The sequence below is a fragment of the Methylomonas subterranea genome (genome assembly GCF_024505185.1).
Lineage (GTDB): Bacteria > Pseudomonadota > Gammaproteobacteria > Methylococcales > Methylomonadaceae > Methylomonas > Methylomonas subterranea.
The window spans coordinates 178,993-200,711 of the sequence record NZ_JANIBJ010000002.1 but is presented as its reverse complement, the minus strand read 5'-3'; the positions used below and the strand labels follow the sequence as shown (position 1 = coordinate 200,711).

20 protein-coding genes are annotated in these 21,719 nt (G+C 54.6%); 8 read left to right on the top strand and 12 right to left on the bottom strand.

Annotated elements, in window-relative coordinates; translation table 11 throughout:
* Nucleotides 1-26: 26 nt before the first annotated feature.
* The 6 genes from NP590_RS02035 to NP590_RS02010 form a co-directional block, all read right to left on the bottom strand.
* Nucleotides 27-3,308: a transglutaminase family protein gene (locus tag NP590_RS02035; protein ID WP_256600492.1), complete on the bottom strand. Its 3,282-nt coding sequence runs from the start codon at nucleotides 3,306-3,308 to the stop codon at nucleotides 27-29.
* A gap of 72 nt (nucleotides 3,309-3,380) precedes the next feature.
* Nucleotides 3,381-4,148: a proteasome-type protease gene (locus NP590_RS02030; protein ID WP_256600491.1), complete on the bottom strand. Its 768-nt coding sequence runs from the start codon at nucleotides 4,146-4,148 to the stop codon at nucleotides 3,381-3,383.
* A 25-nt stretch (nucleotides 4,149-4,173) separates the two neighbouring features.
* Nucleotides 4,174-5,169, bottom strand: coding sequence for an alpha-E domain-containing protein (locus NP590_RS02025; protein WP_256600490.1), 996 nt, complete (start codon nucleotides 5,167-5,169; stop codon nucleotides 4,174-4,176).
* A gap of 3 nt (nucleotides 5,170-5,172) precedes the next feature.
* Nucleotides 5,173-6,600 carry a circularly permuted type 2 ATP-grasp protein gene (locus NP590_RS02020; protein WP_256600489.1) on the bottom strand — a complete coding sequence of 476 codons (1,428 nt, stop codon included), beginning with the start codon at nucleotides 6,598-6,600 and terminating at the stop codon, nucleotides 5,173-5,175.
* A gap of 175 nt (nucleotides 6,601-6,775) precedes the next feature.
* On the bottom strand, nucleotides 6,776-7,531 hold the full coding sequence (locus NP590_RS02015; RefSeq protein WP_256600488.1) for a proteasome-type protease: 756 nt from the start codon (nucleotides 7,529-7,531) through the stop codon (nucleotides 6,776-6,778).
* Nucleotides 7,532-7,655: 124 nt separating this feature from the next.
* A complete protein-coding gene (locus NP590_RS02010) occupies nucleotides 7,656-8,177 on the bottom strand; it encodes a hypothetical protein (RefSeq protein WP_256600487.1) in 522 nt (173 codons plus the stop codon).
* A 247-nt stretch (nucleotides 8,178-8,424) separates the two neighbouring features.
* Here NP590_RS02010 and zwf point away from each other — a divergent pair, with 247 nt between their 5' ends.
* Complete coding sequence (gene zwf, locus NP590_RS02005; protein ID WP_256600486.1) at nucleotides 8,425-9,918, top strand: glucose-6-phosphate dehydrogenase; 1,494 nt, start codon at nucleotides 8,425-8,427, stop codon at nucleotides 9,916-9,918.
* Nucleotides 9,919-10,051: 133 nt separating this feature from the next.
* Here the strand turns inward: zwf and aqpZ are convergent, their stop codons facing one another.
* From aqpZ to NP590_RS01980, 5 genes are all read right to left on the bottom strand, one after another.
* Nucleotides 10,052-10,747 carry an aquaporin Z gene (aqpZ, locus tag NP590_RS02000; RefSeq protein WP_256600484.1) on the bottom strand — a complete coding sequence of 232 codons (696 nt, stop codon included), beginning with the start codon at nucleotides 10,745-10,747 and terminating at the stop codon, nucleotides 10,052-10,054.
* A gap of 509 nt (nucleotides 10,748-11,256) precedes the next feature.
* Nucleotides 11,257-11,517 carry a hypothetical protein gene (locus tag NP590_RS01995; RefSeq protein WP_256600483.1) on the bottom strand — a complete coding sequence of 87 codons (261 nt, stop codon included), beginning with the start codon at nucleotides 11,515-11,517 and terminating at the stop codon, nucleotides 11,257-11,259.
* A 163-nt stretch (nucleotides 11,518-11,680) separates the two neighbouring features.
* Complete coding sequence (locus tag NP590_RS01990) at nucleotides 11,681-12,877, bottom strand: RtcB family protein (protein WP_256600482.1); 1,197 nt, start codon at nucleotides 12,875-12,877, stop codon at nucleotides 11,681-11,683.
* On the bottom strand, nucleotides 12,859-13,083 hold the full coding sequence (locus NP590_RS01985; RefSeq protein WP_256600481.1) for a hypothetical protein: 225 nt from the start codon (nucleotides 13,081-13,083) through the stop codon (nucleotides 12,859-12,861). Before NP590_RS01985 ends, NP590_RS01990 begins: the two co-directional genes overlap by 19 nt.
* Nucleotides 13,084-13,589: 506 nt before the next feature.
* The gene (locus NP590_RS01980; protein WP_256600480.1) at nucleotides 13,590-14,384 is read right to left on the bottom strand and encodes an RMD1 family protein; all 795 of its coding nucleotides are present in this window, start codon (nucleotides 14,382-14,384) and stop codon (nucleotides 13,590-13,592) included.
* Nucleotides 14,385-14,498: 114 nt separating this feature from the next.
* On the opposite strand from NP590_RS01980, the gene aroG reads away from it, so the two are divergent.
* The 7 genes from aroG to NP590_RS01945 all read left to right on the top strand — a co-directional run bounded on the left by aroG (nucleotide 14,499) and on the right by NP590_RS01945 (nucleotide 20,572).
* Nucleotides 14,499-15,578 carry a 3-deoxy-7-phosphoheptulonate synthase AroG gene (gene aroG / locus NP590_RS01975; RefSeq protein WP_256600478.1) on the top strand — a complete coding sequence of 360 codons (1,080 nt, stop codon included), beginning with the start codon at nucleotides 14,499-14,501 and terminating at the stop codon, nucleotides 15,576-15,578.
* 4 nt (nucleotides 15,579-15,582) lie between these two features.
* A complete protein-coding gene (gene thiS, locus NP590_RS01970; protein ID WP_256600477.1) occupies nucleotides 15,583-16,560 on the top strand; it encodes a sulfur carrier protein ThiS in 978 nt (325 codons plus the stop codon).
* Nucleotides 16,561-16,809: 249 nt separating this feature from the next.
* A complete protein-coding gene (locus NP590_RS01965) occupies nucleotides 16,810-17,004 on the top strand; it encodes a (2Fe-2S)-binding protein (protein ID WP_256600476.1) in 195 nt (64 codons plus the stop codon).
* A gap of 1 nt (nucleotide 17,005) precedes the next feature.
* Nucleotides 17,006-17,326, top strand: a complete 321-nt coding sequence (locus NP590_RS01960; protein ID WP_256600475.1) for a hypothetical protein — start codon at nucleotides 17,006-17,008, stop codon at nucleotides 17,324-17,326.
* Nucleotides 17,327-17,408: 82 nt separating this feature from the next.
* Nucleotides 17,409-18,278, top strand: a complete 870-nt coding sequence (locus tag NP590_RS01955; RefSeq protein ID WP_256600474.1) for a restriction endonuclease — start codon at nucleotides 17,409-17,411, stop codon at nucleotides 18,276-18,278.
* Nucleotides 18,279-18,353: 75 nt separating this feature from the next.
* On the top strand, nucleotides 18,354-19,043 hold the full coding sequence (gene trmB / locus NP590_RS01950) for a tRNA (guanosine(46)-N7)-methyltransferase TrmB (protein ID WP_256600473.1): 690 nt from the start codon (nucleotides 18,354-18,356) through the stop codon (nucleotides 19,041-19,043).
* Between the two features lie 59 nt (nucleotides 19,044-19,102).
* Nucleotides 19,103-20,572, top strand: coding sequence for a polysaccharide biosynthesis C-terminal domain-containing protein (locus NP590_RS01945; RefSeq protein WP_256600472.1), 1,470 nt, complete (start codon nucleotides 19,103-19,105; stop codon nucleotides 20,570-20,572).
* 791 nt (nucleotides 20,573-21,363) lie between these two features.
* Here NP590_RS01945 and NP590_RS01940 read toward each other — a convergent pair.
* Nucleotides 21,364-21,492, bottom strand: coding sequence for a hypothetical protein (locus NP590_RS01940; protein ID WP_256600471.1), 129 nt, complete (start codon nucleotides 21,490-21,492; stop codon nucleotides 21,364-21,366).
* Between the last annotated feature and the right edge of the window lie 227 nt (nucleotides 21,493-21,719).

Here is a 21,719-nt window from a genome sequence, read left to right as displayed (position 1 = left end):
CCGCGATTGATCCCGATATCGGCACTTCAGCGCGGCAGCCAGCGCAAATCCAGCGTCATCGGAAAGCGCGGATTGACCGCTTCTTCTTTAACCTGCATCGGACCGGCGCTGTGGCCGTGTTCCCAAAACCGGGCCCGGCGGCGGGCTTCGGCTTCGTTGGCGTTGACCGGGAAAGTGTCATAATTGCGCCCGCCCGGATGGCTGACATGGTAGGTGCAACCACCAATCGAGCGGCCGTTCCAGCTGTCCAGCAAGTCGAATACCAGCGGCGCATGCACGCCTATGCTGGGGTGTAGGGCCGAGGGCGGCGCCCAGGCCTTGAAGCGCACCGCCGCCACATACTCGCCGGGCACGCCGGTCGGATGCAGCGGCACTAAACGGCCGTTGCAGGCCACTTGATGGCGGTTGCCTATCATGCCGCTGACTTTGATTTGCAAGCGCTCGACGGAAGAATCCACGTAACGGGCCGTGCCCGATCCGCTGACTTCTTCGCCCAACACATGCCAGGGTTCTATGGCTTGGCGCAACTCCAGCCGCACGCCTTCATAAACCACGCTGCCGTAATGCGGAAAACGGAATTCGATAAACGGCGCGAACCAGGCATCTTCGAAGGCATAGCCGGCGCCGCGCAGATCGCGGCAAATATCCCGCATGTCCTGTTCGATGAAATGCGGCAGCATGAATCTGTCGTGCAGAGCGGTATCCCAATACACCAGCTTGCCGTGGTACGGGTTGTTCCAGAACCGCGCCACCAGCGCCCGCAACAACAGCGACTGCAACAAACTCATCCGGTAATGCGGCGGCATTTCGAAAGCCCGCAGTTCCACCAAACCCAAGCGACCGGTGGCGCTGTCCGGCGAATATAGTTTGTCGATACAGAACTCGGCTCTGTGAGTATTGCCGGTCAAATCGATCAATAAATTGCGCAACAGGCGGTCCACCAGCCAGGGCTGGGCACTTTCCTCGCCTTCATGCAGCTTGGCTTCCATTTGTTGAAAGGCGATTTCCAACTCGTACAGATTGTCGTCGCGAGCCTCGTCAACCCGCGGCGCCTGGCTGGTCGGACCGATAAACTGGCCGGAAAACAGATAGGACAAGGCCGGATGCTGCTGCCAATAACTGATCAGGCTTTTCAACAAATCGGGCCGGCGCAGGAAGGGGCTCTCGGCGGCCGTAGCGCCGCCCAGGGTAATATGATTGCCGCCGCCGGTACCGGTATGTCGGCCGTCCAGCATGAATTTTTCCGTCGCCAAGCGGGCCAGCCGGGCTTCTTCATACAGCGTGCGGGTGCGGTTTTCCAGGGCATCCCAACTATCCGACGGATGAATGTTGACTTCGATCACACCGGGATCCGGCGTCACCGATAAGGACAGCAAACGCGGATCGCGCGGCGGCGGGTAACCTTCCAAGCGCAACGGCAGTTTTAAGCGGTCGGCGCAATCCTCGATGGCCGCCAGCAGTTCCAGCCAAGCTTCCAAAGTGGTGACCGGCGGCAGGAAGGCATACAGCACGCCGTCGCGCACTTCCAGCGCCAGCGCCGTGTGTATCACTTCCTTGGGTGCCGGCGCCTGCCTGACCGGCTCCGGCTGTTTGGTCTGCTTGCCGCGCGGATAATCCGCCAGTTGTTCGCGGGCGGCAAACGGGTCGGCCGGCAACTCCACTTCAAAATCGGCCGGCGCCACCCACGGCAGGCTGTTCAAGGGCAGGCGCAGGCCCATCGGCGAATCGCCCGGCAACAAATACAGACGCTCGTGCTTCAAGGGCCACAGGCTGGATTGCCAGACAATCTCCTGGCCGTCATTGGCCTTTAACGGCAACACATAGCCTTTCACGGCCGACAGCCCGGTCCGCAATTGTTTGATCAGCGCGCTACGCACTTCCGCCTGTTGCAGATCCTCGGCATGCGGGTCGATATTGGCCGGCAGACGGCTTTCTTCATCCAGCGCCAGCCAGGGGTCTTCGTAGGCCGGGATCAAATAATCCGGATTGAGCCCCAAGCGCAAGGCCAACTGTTCGGCAAACCGCTGCAAGGCGGAAGCGTCAATATCGCCGGCTTGCTCGGCGATCAAGGCCTGCTGCTGCCAGACCGGCACGCCGTCGGCGCGCCAGAACACATTCAAGGCCCAACGCGGCAGGGGCTCGCCGGGATACCACTTGCCCTGGCCGAAATGCAGCACGCCACCCGGCGCAAAGCGGGCCTGGATGCGGCGCAGTAAATTATTGGCCAGTTGCCACTTCTCCGGACCCAGCGCGGCGATATTCCATTCGGCGCCGTCCATGTTGTCCACCGAGACGAAAGTCGGCTCGCCGCCCTGGGTCAGACGCACATCGCCGGCCCGCAATTCCCGGTCTATGGCCTGCCCCAGGTCGCGGATGGCTTGCCACTGCTCTTCGGTATAGGGTTTGGTGACACGCGGATCTTCGTGGATGCGGGTAACCCGCATGTCCACGTTCAGTTGGGCATCGCAGACGCTGGTCAAGCCACTGACCGGTGCCGCCGAAGCCGGCGAGGCGCTGACCGCCAACGGTATATGGCCTTCGCCCGCCAACAGGCCGGAGGTGGCATCCAAGCCCACCCAACCGGCGCCGGGAATATAGGCTTCGCACCAGGCATGCAGGTCGGTGAAGTCGGCGGTGGGGCCGGCCGGGCCGTCCAGCGGTTTTTCGTCCGCCACCAGCTGTATCAGATAACCGGACACGAAGCGCGCCGCGATGCCCAAATGCCGCAACAATTGCACCAGCAGCCAGGCGCTGTCGCGGCAGGAACCGGACTTTTTGCCCAAGGTCTCCTCGCAGCTCTGCACGCCGGCTTCCATCCGGATCAGATAGGAAATTTCATTGTGCAATCTTTGATTGAGACTGACCAAAAAATTGGTGGTGCTGATTTGCGCCGGAATTTCCCGTCGGAACGATTGCAGCCAGTCTTTCAGCAATGGGCCTTGCGGTTCGGTTTCCAGAAACGGCGCCAGTTCGACTTGCAAAATGGGCGGGTAATTGAACGGATAATGCTCGGCCCATTCCTCGACGAAAAAATCGAAGGGGTTGATGACCGTCATGTCGGCCAGTAAATCCACCGTGATGTCGATTTCCCTGGTCGGTTCCGGAAAGGTGATCCTGGCCACGAAGTTGCCGTAGGCATCCTGCTGCCAATGTATGAAATGTTTTTCCGGCTTCACTTTCAGCGAATAGCCGGACACCGGGGTACGGCTGTGGGCGGCCGGCCGCAAGCGAATCTCGTGCGGCGAAGCCACTACCGGCCGGTCGAAAACATAATGCGATTTATGGTGCAGTGCAACGCGAATGGTCATGATTTTGCCGTATTGAATTGAATTCGTGCCGCCATGGCGGCAGCCGCTTTTTATAAAGTCGTCAGCCGATATTCATGAATAGTCAGGCGGCAAGTGGTTGTTCAAACCGGCGTCCGTCAACCATTCCGGATTGGGCAGCGATGCGAACACGCCTTTTAAACCATCGCTCCAGCGCCGGCTGATCTGGGAAAAATAGGGGTCGTCCTGGGTGATATGTTGTTCGAAATCCAACCGCAGCCCGCCCTGACTGTAACAGGCAATATCGATGGGCAGACCCACCGACAAATTGCTGCGCATGGTGGAGTCGAACGATACCAGCACGCATTTCACCGCCTCGCTGAGCGGAGTTTGCGGGGTAATGACCCGGTCGATGATCGGCTTGCCGTATTTGGTTTCGCCGATCTGAAAATAGGGCGTTTCCGCGCCGGCTTCGATGAAATTGCCTTCGGCGTAGACCATGAACAGCCGCGTGTCCTCGGTTTGAATCTGCCCGCCGATAATGAAATTGGCGCTGGCGTCCACATTGTTCTGCGCCAGAAACACGCCGTCCTGTTTGCGCACTTCCCGCAGACACTCGCCGAGTAATTGAGCAACGTCGAACATGGAATCCACCGTCCAGATATTGCGTGCTTCCCGGCGGCCTTTTTGCTCCAGCAGATTGATGGCGTTCTGGGTAATCGACAGATTGCCCGAGCTTAAAATCATAATCACCCGGTCGCCTTCCTTGATGAAGCTGCGCATTTTTTTAAAGCAGGCAATCTGGTCTATGCCCGCGTTGGTACGCGAATCGGAGGCGAACACCAAGCCGGCATTCAGTTTTAACGCAACACAATAAGTCATGGCGGTCAGGGAAAAGTCAAAGCTGTCATTGCATCTGCAAAGCCGTGCGCCGCACCGTGGCCACGGGCTGCTCGAAATGATTGCGCCGCGACATATAGGCATCGCGAATTTCGCGGCCCAGCAAGGCGATATGCGCCAGAAACTCGGTCAGATATTCGTGCAGACCCTGGCTGAATACGTCTTCGATCAGACCGAAATGGATGGCGGCGTGTTGCTCACCGGCCAGCCGTCTGGCTTCGCGGCCGGAGCTGCCGTTGATATCGATCAGGGCGGCCTCGACTTCGTTCATGCAGGCATGCAGCGAGCGCGGCATGTCGTCGCGCAAAATCAGCAATTCCGCCACCCTCAGCGGCGAAATCACATCGCGGTAGACCTTACGGTAGGCTTCGAACGCACTCACCGAGCGCAGCACCGAGCCCCACTGGTAATAATCCGCCGCCCCGCCAACGTCGTTCACGCTGGGTAGCAAAATATGGTATTTAACATCCAGGATGCGGGCGGTATTGTCGGCCCGCTCCAAAAAGGTCCCCAGCTTGATGAAACTCAACGCCACGTCCTTGAGGATGGTGCCCAGGGTAACGCCGCGAAACATATGCGACCTGTCCTTGACCCATTCGAAAAAATCGGGAAACTTCTCGTTGTCCATGTTCCAGGTCATGCGGTTGAGTTCCAGCCAGGTGGAGTTGATGACTTCCCACATTTCCGAGGTAATGGCGCCCCGCACCGCCCGGGCGTTTTCCCGCGCCAGCTTCAGGCAGCTATAAATACTGCTGGGATTGTCCGGGTCCAGCGCCATGTAATGGGTCACGGAATCGGCGCGCGCCAAGCCGTATTTGACTTCATAGCTGGCCGCGCAACCGGTGATATTCAGCGGCGCATACCAGAGATAGGCTTCGGCGCCTTCGATATCCAACGGCAATAACGCAGAACGGTGGGCCACATCCAATACCCGGGCGGTATTTTCCGCGCGTTCGATATGCCGCGCCATCCAGAATAAGTTGTCTGCTGTTCTTGCCAACATGCTTTAGTCCTCCAATACCCAGGTATCTTTAGTCCCGCCGCCTTGCGAGGAATTGACCACCAGCGAGCCTTCGCGCAAGGCGACTCTGGTCAAGCCGCCCGGCACCAGGCGAATTTCCTTGCCCGACAACACAAAGGGCCGCAGATCGACGTGGCGGGGCGCCACGCCGGCTTCCACCATGGTCGGACAAGTCGACAGCGCCAAGGTCGGCTGGGCAATAAAATTATCCGGCTCGGACAGAATGCGCTGTTTGTAGGTTTCTATTTCCTCTTTCGAGCTGGTTGGCCCCACCAGCATGCCGTAACCGCCGGAACCCTGCACTTCCTTGACCACCAACTCGGGCAAATGCGCCAGTACGTATTTCAAATCCTCGCTTTCGCTCAAGCGCCAAGTCGGCACATTGGATAGCAACGGCGCCTCGCCCAGATAAAACCGGATCATTTCCGGCACGTATAGATAGGTGGATTTATCGTCCGCCACTCCGGTTCCAACGCCGTTGGCCAACGATACGTTGCCGCTACGGTATGCCTCCAGCAAACCGGGCACTCCCAGGGCCGAATCCGGGCGGAAAGCCAACGGGTCCAGAAAATCGTCGTCCACCCGCCTATAAATCACATGCACCTGCTGCGGACCCTCGGTGGTGTACATATAGACTTTTTGCTTGTGCACGAACAAATCCTGCCCTTCGACCAATTCCACACCCATTTGGCTGGCCAGGAAAGCATGTTCGAAATACGCGCTGTTGTAGGAACCGGGCGTCATCACGACGATGGTTGGGTTGGACACATTGACGGGCGCGGCCTCGCGCAGAGTATCCAGCAACATTTGCGGATAATGCTCCACCGGCTCGACCAAATGGTTGGCGAACAATTCCGGAAACAGCCGCATCATGGTATTGCGGTTTTCCAGCATGTAGGACACTCCGGACGGCGTGCGCAGGTTATCCTCCAGCACGTAAAAATCGTCTTCGGCCACCCGCACCAAGTCTATGCCGGCAATATGCGCGTACACCTGATTGGGCAGATCTATGCCCTGCATGGCCTTGCAATACAGCTCGTTATCCAGCACCTGCCGGGCACTGATGATGCCGGCCTTGATGATTTCCTGATCGTGATAGATATCGTGCAAAAAGGCGTTCAAGGCCTTGACCCGCTGCTTGATACCCACTTGCAGACGCTGCCATTCCGTTGAACCGAAGATGCGCGGCACGATATCGAACGGAATCAAGCGCTCGGCACCGGACGTTTCCCCGTAAACCGCAAAGGTGATACCCAACCGACGAAACAACAATTCCGCTTCGGCGCTTTTGCGCTCCAACGTACCTTCCGGCAGTTGCGACATCCAGTGGGCATAGGTTTGATAAATATCGCGCACCCGACCTTCGTCGGTGCGCATTTCGTCAAAGCATTTTATGGTGGTTTTTGTATTCATACCTTCATCAAAGCAAGAGGTATGCCACGGGACTATAGTGGCGCTTAAAGCCTGCGGCGGGGGCGGTTTTCCAAAGTATTGCACCAATCGGGACTTTTCGTTAGTGCATTCGCACCAACTCGGGGATTTTCAGATGAAACCGAGCCGAGATGGCGGGCATGTTACCCGCCCGAACTCAAGGCCCGACGACGGGAAAAGCCGTAGCGGTCTGCTTGTTCAACTGCGGCAAGGCAGCGAAGCCCTCGCTGAGTTTTTCCTGCCAGATGCGCCGCAGCTGAATCAGATAATCGTCAGCTTCCTGAAAGCGGTAATATTCGTCCAACAACAGACTGTCCTTGTGGTAGATCAGCATGTCCACCGGCGGACCGACGCTGACGTTGCTGCGCATGGTGGAATCCATGGAAATCAGACAACACAAGGCGGCTTCCTCTAGCGGAGTATCGATTTTTAAAATACGGTCCAGCACAGGTTTGCCGTATTTGTTTTCGCCAATCTGCAGGTAGGGAGTCTGCTCGGACGTGGTGATGTAATTGCCTTCCGGATACACCAGATACGCACCGTGCGGCTCGGTGCCGATCTGCCCGGCCACCAAAAAGGTCGCCGCCGGAAAAAAACCGTTCTGGCCTGAATTGGCATGCCGATGCTGCTTATCCAGACTGACTTGACCCAGATATTCCGCCACCTCGGACAAATAGTGCACGGTGTTGAGATTGGTTTCCGCGCCATCCTTGATATCGCGCCGCAACTGGTCCAGCACGGCCTGACTGGTGGCCAGATTCCCCGCGCTCAACAGCACGATTTTCCGGTCGTCGCGGGTCGCAATCACATGCATTTTGCAATGCACGCTGACATTGTCTATGCCCGCGTTGGTTCTGGAGTCCGAGGTAAGCACCAAGCCTTCCTTGACCGATACCGCAATACAATATGTCATGGCCAATCACTATTAAACAACATTACATCCGGCCAGTTTACTAAAGTTACCCGGCAAAAACCAACCGCGATCTTGCCCGCGGCGGCGGCGCGCGAGTAATAACGGCGTATCCTTCACGCGGCCGTCATCCTCCGCTCAACCTTTTTTCCAACTCGGCCCGCAGCATGCCGTCATAGTGGCGGCGCAACACCGAGTCCGTCGGTCTCGGCGGCAAACCCGCGCTGATTTCCGCTTGCAGCCGGCCGATAAAATGCCGCCGCAATACCGAATCGGTAGGCGGGGGATTGGGCGGAGATGTTTTTTTGGCCGCCAATTCGGCCGCTTGATGCCGGCGAGTGACGCCATCAGGGGGAACCAAGGCAAGTGCGTCGCCGGCGGCGGCCGGAGTGGATTCCGGGCTTTCCGCCATCACGGGGCCAGCCGACGGCTCGGCGTCCGGCGCCGCTGGGTGATGGGCGTTTCCCGCCTCCGGATAGTAACGGTTGCTTCGCGCGCGTCTGGCGGCCGGCCTTGGGGAACCCGCCTCGCGCCGGGAAGCCCTCGCGATCAGCCAGACCAAAATAGCGGCAAGCAACCCAAACAGCGCCGCGATGAGACCGCCGCCCAGCGCCCCGAATTCTTTCAGCATGTTTTGCAAAACGTCCATCCCCCCTCCATTAATTATTTTTTATAGGCTGGATTCAACAGATTCGTCGTATCATTTTTATTTTTGAAACCCGACGCGATCAAACATTTTGTTTTTACTACAAAACTTTGGCTAAGGATAGTCTTGGGCCATGGACAATTTTAAAACATGCGGGATCTCCGGCTTTCCCGGACCGGCAAGCCGACTCAGTCGGCGGGTTTTACATTTTTACTTATTCCACACCCTTTTCAATTGAGGAGTTAACACCATGACCATTGAATCCTGCACCTACGTCATTTTCGGTGCCACGGGAAATCTGGCCCGACTAAAACTGATGCCCGGGTTTTACCACCTGGAAATGGAAAACAAACTCCAGGAAACTACCCGCATCGTCGCCATTGGCCGCCGGCCCTGGGATAGAACCAAATGGCTGAGCGAAGTGAGAACCATGCTGGAGGAAAAATTCGGCGACAAGCTGGACGAAGCCGTGTTTGCCCGCTTTAGCGCTCGGCTACACTATCACCGCGGCAATCTGGACGACGAACAATGTTACCGGGAACTGGCCGCCGGCTTGAACGACGATGCGGCTCAATTTCCGAAAAACATGGCCTTTTACCTGGCCATTGGCCCTGACGATTTCGGCAACGTCATCGAATCGCTTAGCAAGGTGGAATTGCTTTCGCAAGAGTACGGCTGGCGGCGGGTGGTAATCGAAAAGCCCTTCGGCTACGATCTGGAAAGCGCACAAGCCCTGCAAAAACGCCTGGAACGCTACCTGTCCGAAGAGCAAATCTACCGTATCGACCATTATCTCGGCAAAGGCATGGTGCAAAACGTACTGGTATTCCGCTTCGCCAATATCATGCTGGAACCGCTGTGGAACCGCAATTACATCGACCATATCCAGATCACCCATGCCGAAGAAATGGGCATCAGCACCCGGGGCGGTTATTACGACACGGCCGGCGCGATGCGCGACATGCTGCAAAGCCATTTATTGCAATTGTTGACATTGGTGGCGATGGAACCGCCGATTTCCATGGATGCCGAAGCCTTGCGGGACGAAAAAGTCAAGGTTTTGAAATCGATCAGGCCGATTCCCAAATCCGCCGTGCATGCCCATGCCTTTCGCGGCCAGTACGCCAAGGGCAGCATCAAGGGCCAAAAGGTCAACGGCTATCTGGAAGAAGACAATATTCCGCCCGACAGCACCACCGAAACTTACGCGGCCATGAAGCTGATGATAGACAACTGGCGCTGGCGCGGGGTGCCGTTTTATCTGCGCACCGGCAAACGCATGGCGGCCGGCCAATCCAGCATTTCCATCTGTTTCCGCCATCCGCCGCTACAATTTTTTCAAGGTACCCACGTCAGCTGCATGAACCCCAACTGGGTGATTCTGGGCATCCAGCCGGAAGAATGCATTCGCATCGAAATGATCGTCAAGGACGCCGGCCTGGAAATGCGCACCCACACCGCCAGCCTGGATACCGACTTTCGCCAGCCCGACCAGCGCCATGTCGATGCCTACGAAGATTTATTGCTGGATGTGATTCAAGGCGACCGTTCGTTGTTTTTGCGTTTCGACGAAGTGGAGGCGGCCTGGAAAATCGTCGATCCCATCCTGCAAACCTGGGCCACCGAGCGCGATTACATCCACACTTACCCGGCCGGTTCCTGGGGGCCGCCGGAAAGCAGCCGCTTGTTCGAAAAAGAGGATCAGTTCTGGCGCAGTTCGCTGATGCCGGAATGCGCGCCATAACAAAGACATGAAAAAGGGGCTGCCATTGCGGCAGCCCCCTTGGTTCGGGTAGGCCGGAATAAGCCGATAGGCGTTTCCGGCGCATCGAAGCTGATTTGCCGGAAACGCGGTGCTTATTCCGGCCTACCCGAGTTTAATCCGCACTGTCTTCGCTGCCTAAAAATTTATATACAAAAGCACCGAGCACCGCGCCCACAACCGGCGCCAGCCAAAACAGCCAAAGCTGCATCAATGCCCAGTCGCCGACGTAAACCGCCACCGCCATGCTACGTGCCGGATTGACCGAGGTATTGGTGACCGGAATGCTGATCAAATGAATCAAGGCAAGGCACAAGCCGATGGCGATGGGCGCGAAGCCTTGCGGCGCGCGGGTATCGGTAGCCCCCAAAATCACCAGCAAAAACATCATGGTCATTACCACTTCGGTAATTAAGGCCGACAACAACGAATAGCCGCCCGGCGAATGCTCGCCGTAACCGTTGCTGGCAAACCCGGCCGACACGTCAAACCCGGCCTTGCCGCTGGCAATCAGATATAGCACGCCGCCCGCCACGATGCCACCCAAGACCTGCGCGGCAATATACGGCGCCAGTTTATTGGCCGGAAAGCGGCCGCCGACCCACAAGCCTATCGATACCGCCGGATTCAAATGGCAGCCGGAAATATGCCCGATCGCAAAAGCCATGGTCAATACCGTCAAGCCAAATGCGCAGGATACGCCCAGCAAGCCGATACCCACCTCGGGAAATGCCGCCGCCAACACCGCGCTGCCGCAGCCGCCCAACACCAACCAGAATGTGCCAAAAAATTCCGCTCCGTACTGTTTCATACTCTTCACCCTGCCCTAATGTTATGGTCATAAATCCGCTTCGTCCGGATTGGGATTGGGCGGACTCTTGTTTTTATACAAGCAAACTGAAATTACCGAAACGCCCGGAAAAGCCCCCGTTAAAGCATTCCGGCCGATTCAGCTTATTTGTAACCGTTGTTTACAACATGCGTCCCTGATCGAACCGGCCGCCCTAACCGGGCATGGATCGACAAAGCTTCCCGGCCTCAGTCTAGCCTCGAAGCGGATAAAGTCAATAATCTTTTTATAAGCAATAAGTTACGCTTTCAGAACAATAAAGTTGGGAGCTCATCTTGAAGCCCCCGTGCAAAAACAGCGCAAAGGCTTCGGCCATAAAAAAAGCGCCTCACCCACGATGGAGAGAGGCGCTTTTCCGGACCGGATCCACTGAAAAACAATACATGCTTTAGCGCAATTACATCCCCCTTAAACGCATATGATTAAACAGATTGCCCAATCCGCGCTTTGCGCTCCACGCGTGCGTGGAATCAATAACCGGCAACGCCAGATTGCACCTGCTCTTGCTCGGTAAGTTTCTTGTCGGCGCGCGGATGAATAAAATTAAATAGTGAATAACTATAAGTTACACCGGAGTGATAATCGTAAAACTCAACTTCGTGCTCATATCCGGCCTCCTCGGCCGCTTTAGTCTTGGTATTTTCGATGCCGTCGGCGAAAACCGGCAGGGAAAAAACCGTGCTCAAGCTTAAAAATAAGAAAACCGCTGTTGTTTTATAGATTCTTTTCATGATGCCCACCTCTCTCGGATAACAAGCAATTGTCGGCGAATCCCGGCAAAAACCGGGACAATCGATGCCCCATATTAGTTCATTCGCTACACTTGAAATTATTTCCGGTTGTTTCGAAGCCCCGAATAAATAAGCCATTTATTTTATTACCCATACAGGTTTGTTAGCCTTTAATGCACATAACCTGCCGTAATCGGTGCACGATTTCGACCAAGTCGTTTTGCTGCGCCATGACCTGTTCGATGTCCTTATACGCCGCCGGTATTTCATCGATGACGCCGCTGTCTTTACGGCATTCTATGCCTTGAGTTTGCCGAGCCAGATCGTCGGCATCGAAACGGCGCTTGGCTTCGCTACGGCTCATAAGGCGTCCGGCGCCGTGCGAGCACGAACAAAACGATTGCTCGTTGCCCTTGCCGCGCACGATGTAAGAGCGCGCGCCCATGCTGCCCGGAATAATCCCCAGTTCCCCCGCGCCGGCGCGAATCGCGCCCTTGCGAGTAACCAGCACCTGGGCGTCGAAATGCCGTTCGCGGACGACATAGTTGTGATGGCAGTTAATGACTTCCTTGGTGAAGGTCATTTTCGGCCATTTTTTCCGCAGAACTTGGCCGATCAAACGCAGCATTTCCCGGCGGTTGGTCATCGCGTAGTCTTGCGCCCAAGCAACCGCCAGCAAATAATCGTCGTAATGTTTTGCGCCTTCGCGGAAATAGGCCAAGTCCTTATCCGGCAGATTCAGCAAATGCCGGCCCATGTCTTTTTTGGCCAGATTGATGAAATATTCGCCAATCACGTTCCCGATACCTCGGCTACCGGAATGCAGCATGATCCACACTTGATCGCTTTCATCCAGACACAGTTCGATGAAATGATTGCCGCCACCCAGCGTGCCCAACTGGCGTATCCAGGTTTGATAGGGTTTGTTTTGCTTGGCATTGACTTTGGGATGTTGCTCCAAAATGCGATGTAGCCCCACTCCGAGCGCGTTAATCGTCGAACGTTGCGCCTGATCGCTACGGTGCATGGCAAAACCGACCGGTACCGCCGCTTCCAGCGCCAAGCGCAATGAGCGCAAGCTGTCCGGCAAATCGTTGGCGTTGATGGACAAACGCACGGCACACATGCCGCAGCCGATATCCACGCCCACGGTCGCCGGGATAATCGCGCCCAGCGTCGGAATCACCGAACCGACCGTTGCGCCCTTGCCGCAATGCACATCCGGCATCACGGCAATATGGCTGTGTACGAAAGGCATTTGCGACAGGTTCAGCAACTGTTGATAGGCTGCCGGCTCGATTTGGTCTGTGTAAATCTTGACCGGCACCTTGCCTTTGCTGATTAGAGTTCGAATCGGCATAATTCCCCTCCTGTATTACTGCTACCCTGGAAATAAAAACCGAGCACAGGGACTTTTTTACGATGCAAGCTGGCGGCTACCACGCTACGCAATAGCGCCTGACTGTGTTTTAACGCCGCTAAAATGGCTTCGCCGTCGGCATCGCTGCTGGAGCGAACGCCAACGGACAAGCGTTGTTTGGCGGGTTCATATTCAACGGCGCTCAACTGGACCCCCCAACAAATCGGGGTGCCTGCATTCGCCTTCGAGAAACAAACTCAAGGCCCGTTGTGCTTGTTTGCTCAGTTGTCGGTGTTTACTCGCTTGGCGTTTGACTGGGCTATGTTGTTCGAAACGAGGCGCCAGACCGTCGCCTTCGAGCCATTGTGCGCACAATAATGGCGTGCGTTTGGATTGATGTGTTTGCATAAACTTCCACAAAGCCTATCCGGCGCCGGCAACTCGACAGCAATAGCAGGCCCCGGCCGGAGTCGGCCAAAAATTAAAAAAAGGGATTAATGCGGAAGCCCGATCCCGACGATCGGATGAAGAGATTACCGACCGGTTGAGGATACGAGGCTTAAGCGCGTTGCACAATCGAACATACAGCCTCCTTCGGTGGGTTGATGGGTTAAAAAATAAGCGCAGTCTAATCAGCTTGGCTATGAATGTCAAAACAATGCATTGCTTCGACAAACAAACTTCCGTTTAAGCGGCGGACAAGCAGCGGCGATCAAAACAGCTTATCCAGCAAGGACATCAAAATCTCCACCGCGATCAGCCAGATAATGATCCATTCCAATGCCGACGAATGCTGGTGTTTTTGTTCGTCAGCCAGCATTTCCAGCAACTCGTGGATGGTTTCCAGTTTTTTCGACAGCACCTCGGTGCGCGGGCTGATTTCCAGGTAATTGGCGGCCATGGAATACATGTTTTGATACTCCGGGTGCTCCCAGAAAAATTCCGGAATATCCAGCAAGTCGTAATTCAGGATGATGTCGCTCTTGGTCAAAAACAGCTGCCCGCGTATCTTGGCCATGGCCTTGCGGTTCAGTTTGATAATGCCGTCCCGCGCCAGCGCCCGCGGCAAATGGGCGGTGGCGCGGATGGTATCGATGGCGTGACCTTCAAACGCAGCCAATTTGATGGATTGAGCCATGGCATGCGATAGCGCCAGCAGTACCTTGACATCATCGGACTGCAATTCGATATGGTCGTGCTGGATACGGTCTTGCGGGCAGCCGACCTCATAACTGAAATTGTCTTCCTGTGGCTCCGGCTCGGGCTTGACGGCATAGCCAAGCAAGGTTTCCCGCAAACTTTGCCTGTCATCCAGATTGACACTCCAGTGCACCACCACACCGTAGGAAAACACCGCCGAACAACCGGTTTTGTAATCGACGATAAGAGCGTTTCTGAATACCTGGGTACGGGCACTGCCCAGCAGTTTTTCCCGCAGTTCCGCAAAACGGAACGATTGCGCCAGACATACCGTTAGACAATGTTTGATGGCCCGATTGTTTGACATGATGATATTTCCGGATTTGGCGGCGGCATTAGTTTGTAACTCCGGCCGGCAAAAGGGTTAAAATAGCCGCTTTTAAGCCCATCCAACCAGCCCATTACCCCATTGCCCCGTGCCATGCAGACAAACTATAACACCGATGATTTAAGAATTTGCGAAACCAAGGACGTGGTGGCGCCGATTCAAGTTCACGAAGAAATCCCCATGACCGAAAAGGCGGCGGAAACCATTTTGCGTGCCCGGGCCGCCATACACAATATTCTGACCGGCGACGACGACCGTCTGTTGGTCATCATCGGCCCTTGCTCAATTCACGACCCCAAAGCGGCCGTGGAATATGCCGGGCGCCTGAAAGGCATCATGGCCGAGTTGCAAGACGATCTGGTTATCGTCATGCGGGTCTACTTCGAAAAACCGCGCACCACGGTGGGTTGGAAGGGTTTGATCAACGACCCGGACCTGAATGCCAGCTTCAACATCAACAAAGGTCTGCGTCTGGCCCGGCAACTGTTGTCCGACGTAAATAATCTGGGCGTGCCGGCCGCCACCGAATATCTGGACTTGATCACGCCGCAATATGTGTCGGATCTGATTTCCTGGGGCGCCATCGGCGCCAGAACCACCGAAAGTCAGGTCCATCGCGAATTGGCGTCCGGCCTGTCCTGCCCGGTCGGCTTTAAAAACGCCACCGACGGCGGTATCAAAATCGCCATCGACGCCATCAACGCGGCGATGAGTCCGCACCATTTTCTGTCCCTGACCAAGGAAGGCCGCTCGGCGATTTTTTCCACCCGCGGCAACGAAGATGCGCACATCATTCTACGCGGCGGCAACAACCGGCCCAATTACGACGAAGTCAGCGTGGAGCAGGTTGCCGAAGGCCTGATCGAAGCCGGCCTGCGCCCCAACATCATGATCGATTTCAGCCACGCCAACAGTTCCAAGAAATACGAACGGCAAATGCTGGTGGCGCAAGACGTGGCCGGGCAAATCAGGCAGGGCGACCACCGCATCGTCGGCGCCATGGTGGAAAGTCACCTGGTAGCCGGTCGCCAAGAAGTCGAAGACGGCAAACCGCTGACTTACGGACAAAGCATTACCGACGCCTGCCTGGGCTGGGACGACAGCGTCAAACTCCTTCACGATCTGGCCGGCGCCGTGCAACGCCGCCGCGCCGCCAAGCAACACAAGGTTTAACGACATGAAAATACAGGTTAATGGCGATAGCCGGGAATATGCGGACAATTGCACCGTTGCCGATGTCATCGCCGATTTGGGCTTGACCGGCAAACGCATCGCGGTAGAACTAAACAAGGAAATTTTGCCGTTCACCCAACACGCAACACAAGCAATACAGGACGGCGACCGACTGGAAATCGTTCAAGCCATTGGCGGCGGACAAGACGATTATTTTACGCTGGCCGGCAAACAATACCGCTCGCGCCTGCTGGTGGGCAGCGGCAAATACAAGGATCTGGAAGAAACCCGTTTGGCCACCGAAGCCAGCGGCGCGGAAATCATTACCGTGGCGATTCGCCGCACCAACATCGGCCAGAATCCCGGCGAACCCAATTTGCTGGACGTGATCTCGCCGGATAAATACACCATTTTGCCGAACACCGCCGGCTGCTATACCGCGGAAGATGCCGTGCGCACCTGCCGCTTGGCGCGGGAACTGCTTGGCGGCCACAAGCTGGTCAAGCTGGAAGTACTGGCAGACCAACTGACTTTATTCCCCGACGTCTCGGAAACCTATGTGGCCGCAGAATTATTGGTCAAAGACGGCTTCGATGTCATGGTGTACACCAACGACGACCCCATTGCCGCCAAACGTCTGGAAGAAATCGGCTGCGTGGCGGTGATGCCATTGGCCGCGCCGATCGGCTCCGGCTTGGGCATCCGCAATCCGTACAACATTCTGACCATCGTCGAAAACGCCAAAGTGCCGATTCTGGTCGATGCCGGCGTCGGCACTGCCTCCGATGCGGCGATTGCCATGGAGTTGGGTTGCGACGGCGTATTGATGAACACCGCGATTGCCGCCGCGAAGAACCCGGTACTAATGGCTTCGGCGATGAAAAAAGGCATAGAAGCCGGCCGCGAAGCCTTTCTGGCCGGCCGCATGCCGCGCAAGCGCTTTGCTTCGGCGTCTTCGCCGATTGACGGGTTGTTTTTGTAACGCACCCTGGCCAGTGTTTGCGGCCGGTTCCGTTATACTGGACTTGGTTATCTCGCTTGCCGACCTGTTAATTGAGGTGATCCGGCTTTGCCTGAAGTTCGTATTACGCAAGCTGGGTTATTCAAACACCCGTAGCGTAAAATCGATTAACCGCATAGGATGGATCAGTTTAGCGATCTTGATTGGGTTTTTAGTTTTTCTCACTATCAGATTTAGTTAAATGGTAGTTAAGTAAGATAAAAGTTGCTTATGAACGATGAAACCGAAGTGCTGTGCTATTGCAGCGGTACTACAACCGAGCAAATCAGAAAACTGCTTGACGAAGGCATCAGCGATCCTGAACGGATATCCCGCATAACCGGCGCCTTGTCAGGCTGTGGCGGCTGCGAGTTCGACCTGCAAGCGTTGTTGGACAGCCACAAAACAGCTGCAACCGAGAACTGAAATGGCCTGCTGCGACGATCCCACCGAATCACCCAAAATGGATCGCCGCGAGTTGATCCGCCTGCAGGAACAATACGGCGAGCTGGTGCGGGATTTATTTACCGAAGATCCGGAAAAAGTCATTCTGAAATTGTTGAACCATAGCAGCGCCTATCTGACCGAACTGGCCGCCTTGCGGGCGCACCATCCGTCGATCAGATTAAAAGCCATCGATTTACTGGAGCAATCCAGCCAGCCGGTGTTGCGGCAAATTGCGCAAAAAGAGCCTGAATCGGCGTTTGGGTTGGCGGCGCGAGCGCGTTTAGATGCCCTTTCACGGTAGGCCGGAATAAGGCGACACCCCATAGCCCGGATGCAATCTGGGCTACTTGCTACCTGTTGAAATTAATTTGAAACGATAAATCATGGCAAGAAGAAAAAGCAGTACAGTTGAAGATTTGTTCGAAATTACTGCGGCATTACCTTGGTGGGTAGGAGCAATTCTCTCTCTCGTTGCGTATGTTGTTTTGCACCACTATGCCGTTGCCGAGGTCCAGACCGTGGCGGCACCTGGACAATTTGGTCAAATGATGACTGATCAAATACTAAAAACGTTCGCGGGTTTTGGTCAGTATATTCTTCCGATCCTCTTTACATCCGGTGCTATCGCGTCGTTTTTTGGGCGCCGCAAGCGTGCAGAGCTTGTGCGCATAGTGGGCAGCGAAGGTTCCGGCAGTGCGTTACGGGGATTGAGCTGGCGGGATTTTGAATTGCTAGTGGGCGAAGCTTTCAGAATGAACGGCTACTCTGTTACTGAAACCGGCGGAGGCGGTGCGGACGGAGGTATCGATTTAGTCTTGAAAAAGCACGGGGAAGTTTTTTTGGTTCAATGCAAGCAATGGCGTGCTTTTAAGGTATCGGTGAATATTGTGCGCGAATTGTTTGGCGTGATGGCCGCGCAAGGAGCGACCGGAGGATTCGTCGTTACGTCAGGTATTTTTACAAAGGAGGCAACCGCTTTTGCTCAAGGACGGAATATAGAGCTAATCGACGGCGCTGCACTCACATTGATGATTGATAGGGTAAAAGCTGCCCGGCTTCAACAGATACATCCCGATTTTTCATACTCGCAGCCAATTGCAGCCAAACCTCTTGTTAATAACGAAGATCCGTCCTGCCCAAAATGCGGCGGTGTTATGGTAAAGCGCACCGCCACGAAAGGCGCTAATGTAGGAGGGACGTTTTGGGGATGTCCTGCATTTCCAAAGTGCCGCGGGGTAAGAAATGTTGGATAGCGTATCGAATAATATACTGACCTTAGCTTTATATTATTCAGTTTCGGCAATTAGACTTCCAACAAGCAACATCTTATGAACGAACCCCAAAAAATCGACCCATCCCGCATCAAAAGTTTCATCCGTCGCCAAGGCCGAGCCACGGCGGGCCAGAAGCAGGCTTTGGAAACTCATTGGGATAAATACTGTTTATCGCCCCAAGCAGATTTCAACGCCGACCGAGTATTTGGCCGGCAAGCACCGCTAATTGTGGAAATTGGTTTCGGTAACGGCGACAGCTTGGCGGCAATGGCGGAAGCCCATCCGGATTTGAACTATCTGGGGATTGAAGTACACCGGCCCGGCGTTGGCCATTTGATTATGTTGCTGGAACAGCGCGGCATAAGTAACGTGCGGATTTACCACCACGACGCCATCGAGATTTTGGAGCAGAAAATCCCCGACCATAGTCTGGCCGGCCTGCACTTGTTTTTCCCCGATCCCTGGCACAAGCGCCGCCACCATAAACGCCGCATCGTCCGCCCCAGTTTTCTGGAATTGCTGAACAAAAAGCTGGCGGTTGGCGGCTACTTTCATGCCGCTACCGATTGGCGGGATTACGCCAAGGATATGTTGAACACCCTGTCGGCCGATGGCGGGTTGAAAAACGCCAGCCCGGCCGGCGACTACTGCCCGCGGCCCGATTATCGGCCATTGACCAAATTCGAAAATCGCGGCCTCAGATTAGGCCACGGGGTTTGGGATTTGATTTTCCTTAAACAGTAGCCGCCAAGCCACGCCGGACAGTGACAACTCTCCGGACCTTCATTAACGGAAGCCAGCGCTTGAATCCCTTACGCCAACTCATCTCGCAAACCGCTATTTACGGCCTGAGCAGCATTCTCGGCCGCTTTTTGAATTATTTGCTGGTGCCGTTGTATACCTATACGTTCAGCGCCGGCGAATACGGTGTGGTATCGGAATTTTACGCATATGCCGGTTTTTTCGCGGTCGTGCTGGTGTTCGGCCTGGAAACCGGCTTTTTCCGCTTTCGGCAAAAGCCGGAATTCGCCGGTGACGAGGTGTATAGCAACGGTTTAAGTTTTTTGCTGTTGATCAATCTACTGTTTGTGGGGGTGATTAGCTATTGGCAACAACCCTTGGCAGATGCTTTACACTACCCGAACCATCCGGAATATCTGCTCTGGTTTGCCTGTATTCTGGCACTGGATGCCGTCACCGCCCTGCCCTTCGCCCGCCTGCGCGCGGAAAACAGGGCTTGGCGATTTGCCGGCATCCGCCTGACGGAAATTTTAATCACCATAGGCTTGAATCTGTTTTTTCTGTGGCTATGTCCCAAATTGTCTGTCGCATGGCCGGATTCGCCGACGGCAATCATCTACTCCCAGGACATGGGTGTCGGCTACATCTTTTTGTCCAACCTGATTGCCAGTATCTGCAAGCTGTTGCTATTGCTGCCGGAGTTTCGCGCCGTACCTCTACAACTCAATCCGAACATCCTTGGTCCGATGACCCGCTATTCTCTGCCTATGGTGGTTATCGGTTTTGCCGGCATGGTCAACGAGATGCTGGACCGAGCGATTTTGAAACTCATGCTGCCCTATGATTTAACCACCAATCTAAAAATGCTGGGCATTTACGGCGCCTGTTACAAATTATCGATCCTGATGAGTCTGTTCGTGCAGGCCTTCCGTTATGCCGGCGAGCCGTTTTTCTTTGCTCATGCCGGCCGCGCGGATGCCAAACGAGCCTACGCGCTGGTGATGCAGTATTTCGTGATCGCCGGCGTATTCATTTTTTTGCTGGTAATGCTGTTCATCGACTTCTTCAAATATTTCATAGGCACGGAATTCCGCGCCGGCCTGGATGTGGTACCGATACTGTTGCTGGCCAACCTCTGTCTGGGAATTTATGTCAATCTTTCGGTTTGGTACAAACTCAGTGACCGCACCGGTCTGGGTGCATGGGTATCGCTGGCTGGGGCCTGTTTGACGGTGGTACTGAATATTTTATGGATTCCGCGTTGGGGTTATCTAGGTTCGGCCTGGGCCACGCTAGCCTGCTATTTTTTTATGGTTTGCTTGTCCTGGCTATTGGGCCGCCGTTACTATCCGGTGACCTATCCTATCGGCAAAATCGGTGCGTATATCGCACTGGGTTTGGCCCTGTACTGGGCTCACAATGTTCTGATAACCCAGCAATGGAATATCTGGCTAAGTGGGACGCTGGGACTAATGTTCTATCTATGCGCAGTCTGCTGGTTTGATATCCGTCCGCTATTAAACCGGCATTGATCCGCTTTCACCCTCATCATTCCGCTCGCAGATTGGCCATGTGGAGCGACAAAAACTGACATCTTTGTCAGGATCAAGGTGACATATATCGTCACACTGCGGGAATTGACGAACTGACGGCCAACCCAGACTTAATTCTTAAGTCAATGGCAACATTCTTGCTTTTCTGATTATATCCAGTGGGCTATGCCAGTTTTTCTCATGCGAAGTGACTCAAAAAGTCAACTTACAGGAATTAAACGACGAATACTCCGCAGTAAATAATCGCAACCATTGGGATGCTATACGCAAGCGAACTGTCTAATCGTTCTAACTTATGAAAATCCAGCTTTCGGGTGATCGAAATGAACAACAAATACGACAAAGTCAGCCCATTTAAAAATACCAACTCTGGGTTCCAACTAAATCCGAGCTATATCTATGATATAGACTTAATTATGCAGGCAAAAAACTGGAAAAACTCGGATCCGAAAATCAACCGGCCAACCGAACAGAAAAACTCATGACAGTTCTGCCATCATGCAGGCGTCTGCGCTATTAACGGTAAACCGCCTTAACCTCGGCTGGCCTTATTTGGTGAATGCCAACCTCCGCGAATTGCGGCATTGATTGATATGAAACGATTTTGAGAGAGTGCTTCGCTCATAAAGCTGGGATGCAAATTATCCGACTGGTGAGCCCTCCGCCGCCAGTCGGTTTTTTTTACCTGAAAACCAAGCCAATACTGTCTGAAATATCTCACCTACTCCGAACGCACGGTATTGCTTATACGATGAATCAGCGGATAGGGACTATTGTTCAGCCTCACCGCTATGCCAAGCTTCGGCGGCAATTTCAGCAAGTTCTTTAAGCAGAACAATTAAAAATCGAGCGCTGAAATAGATCAAGCCCGCCAACACAATGATGGTAAATAGTTTCATAACCCCCTCCAATACCGATGGATATTGCGGGAGTTTGCCAGTTTTTGCGTAAAACTCAATAGCACTTTTAGCCAAATTCAGCAACAGCAGCCGTCAAGATTTTCACAACTTATCTTAAAACAATCTATTAAAATATTTTTTTAAAGTTAAATCGATGCAAAAATTTACGGGGACTGGCAACGCGCGACAGCGCTTTTGATCGGCAGGGGATGACGTGTTTCACAACC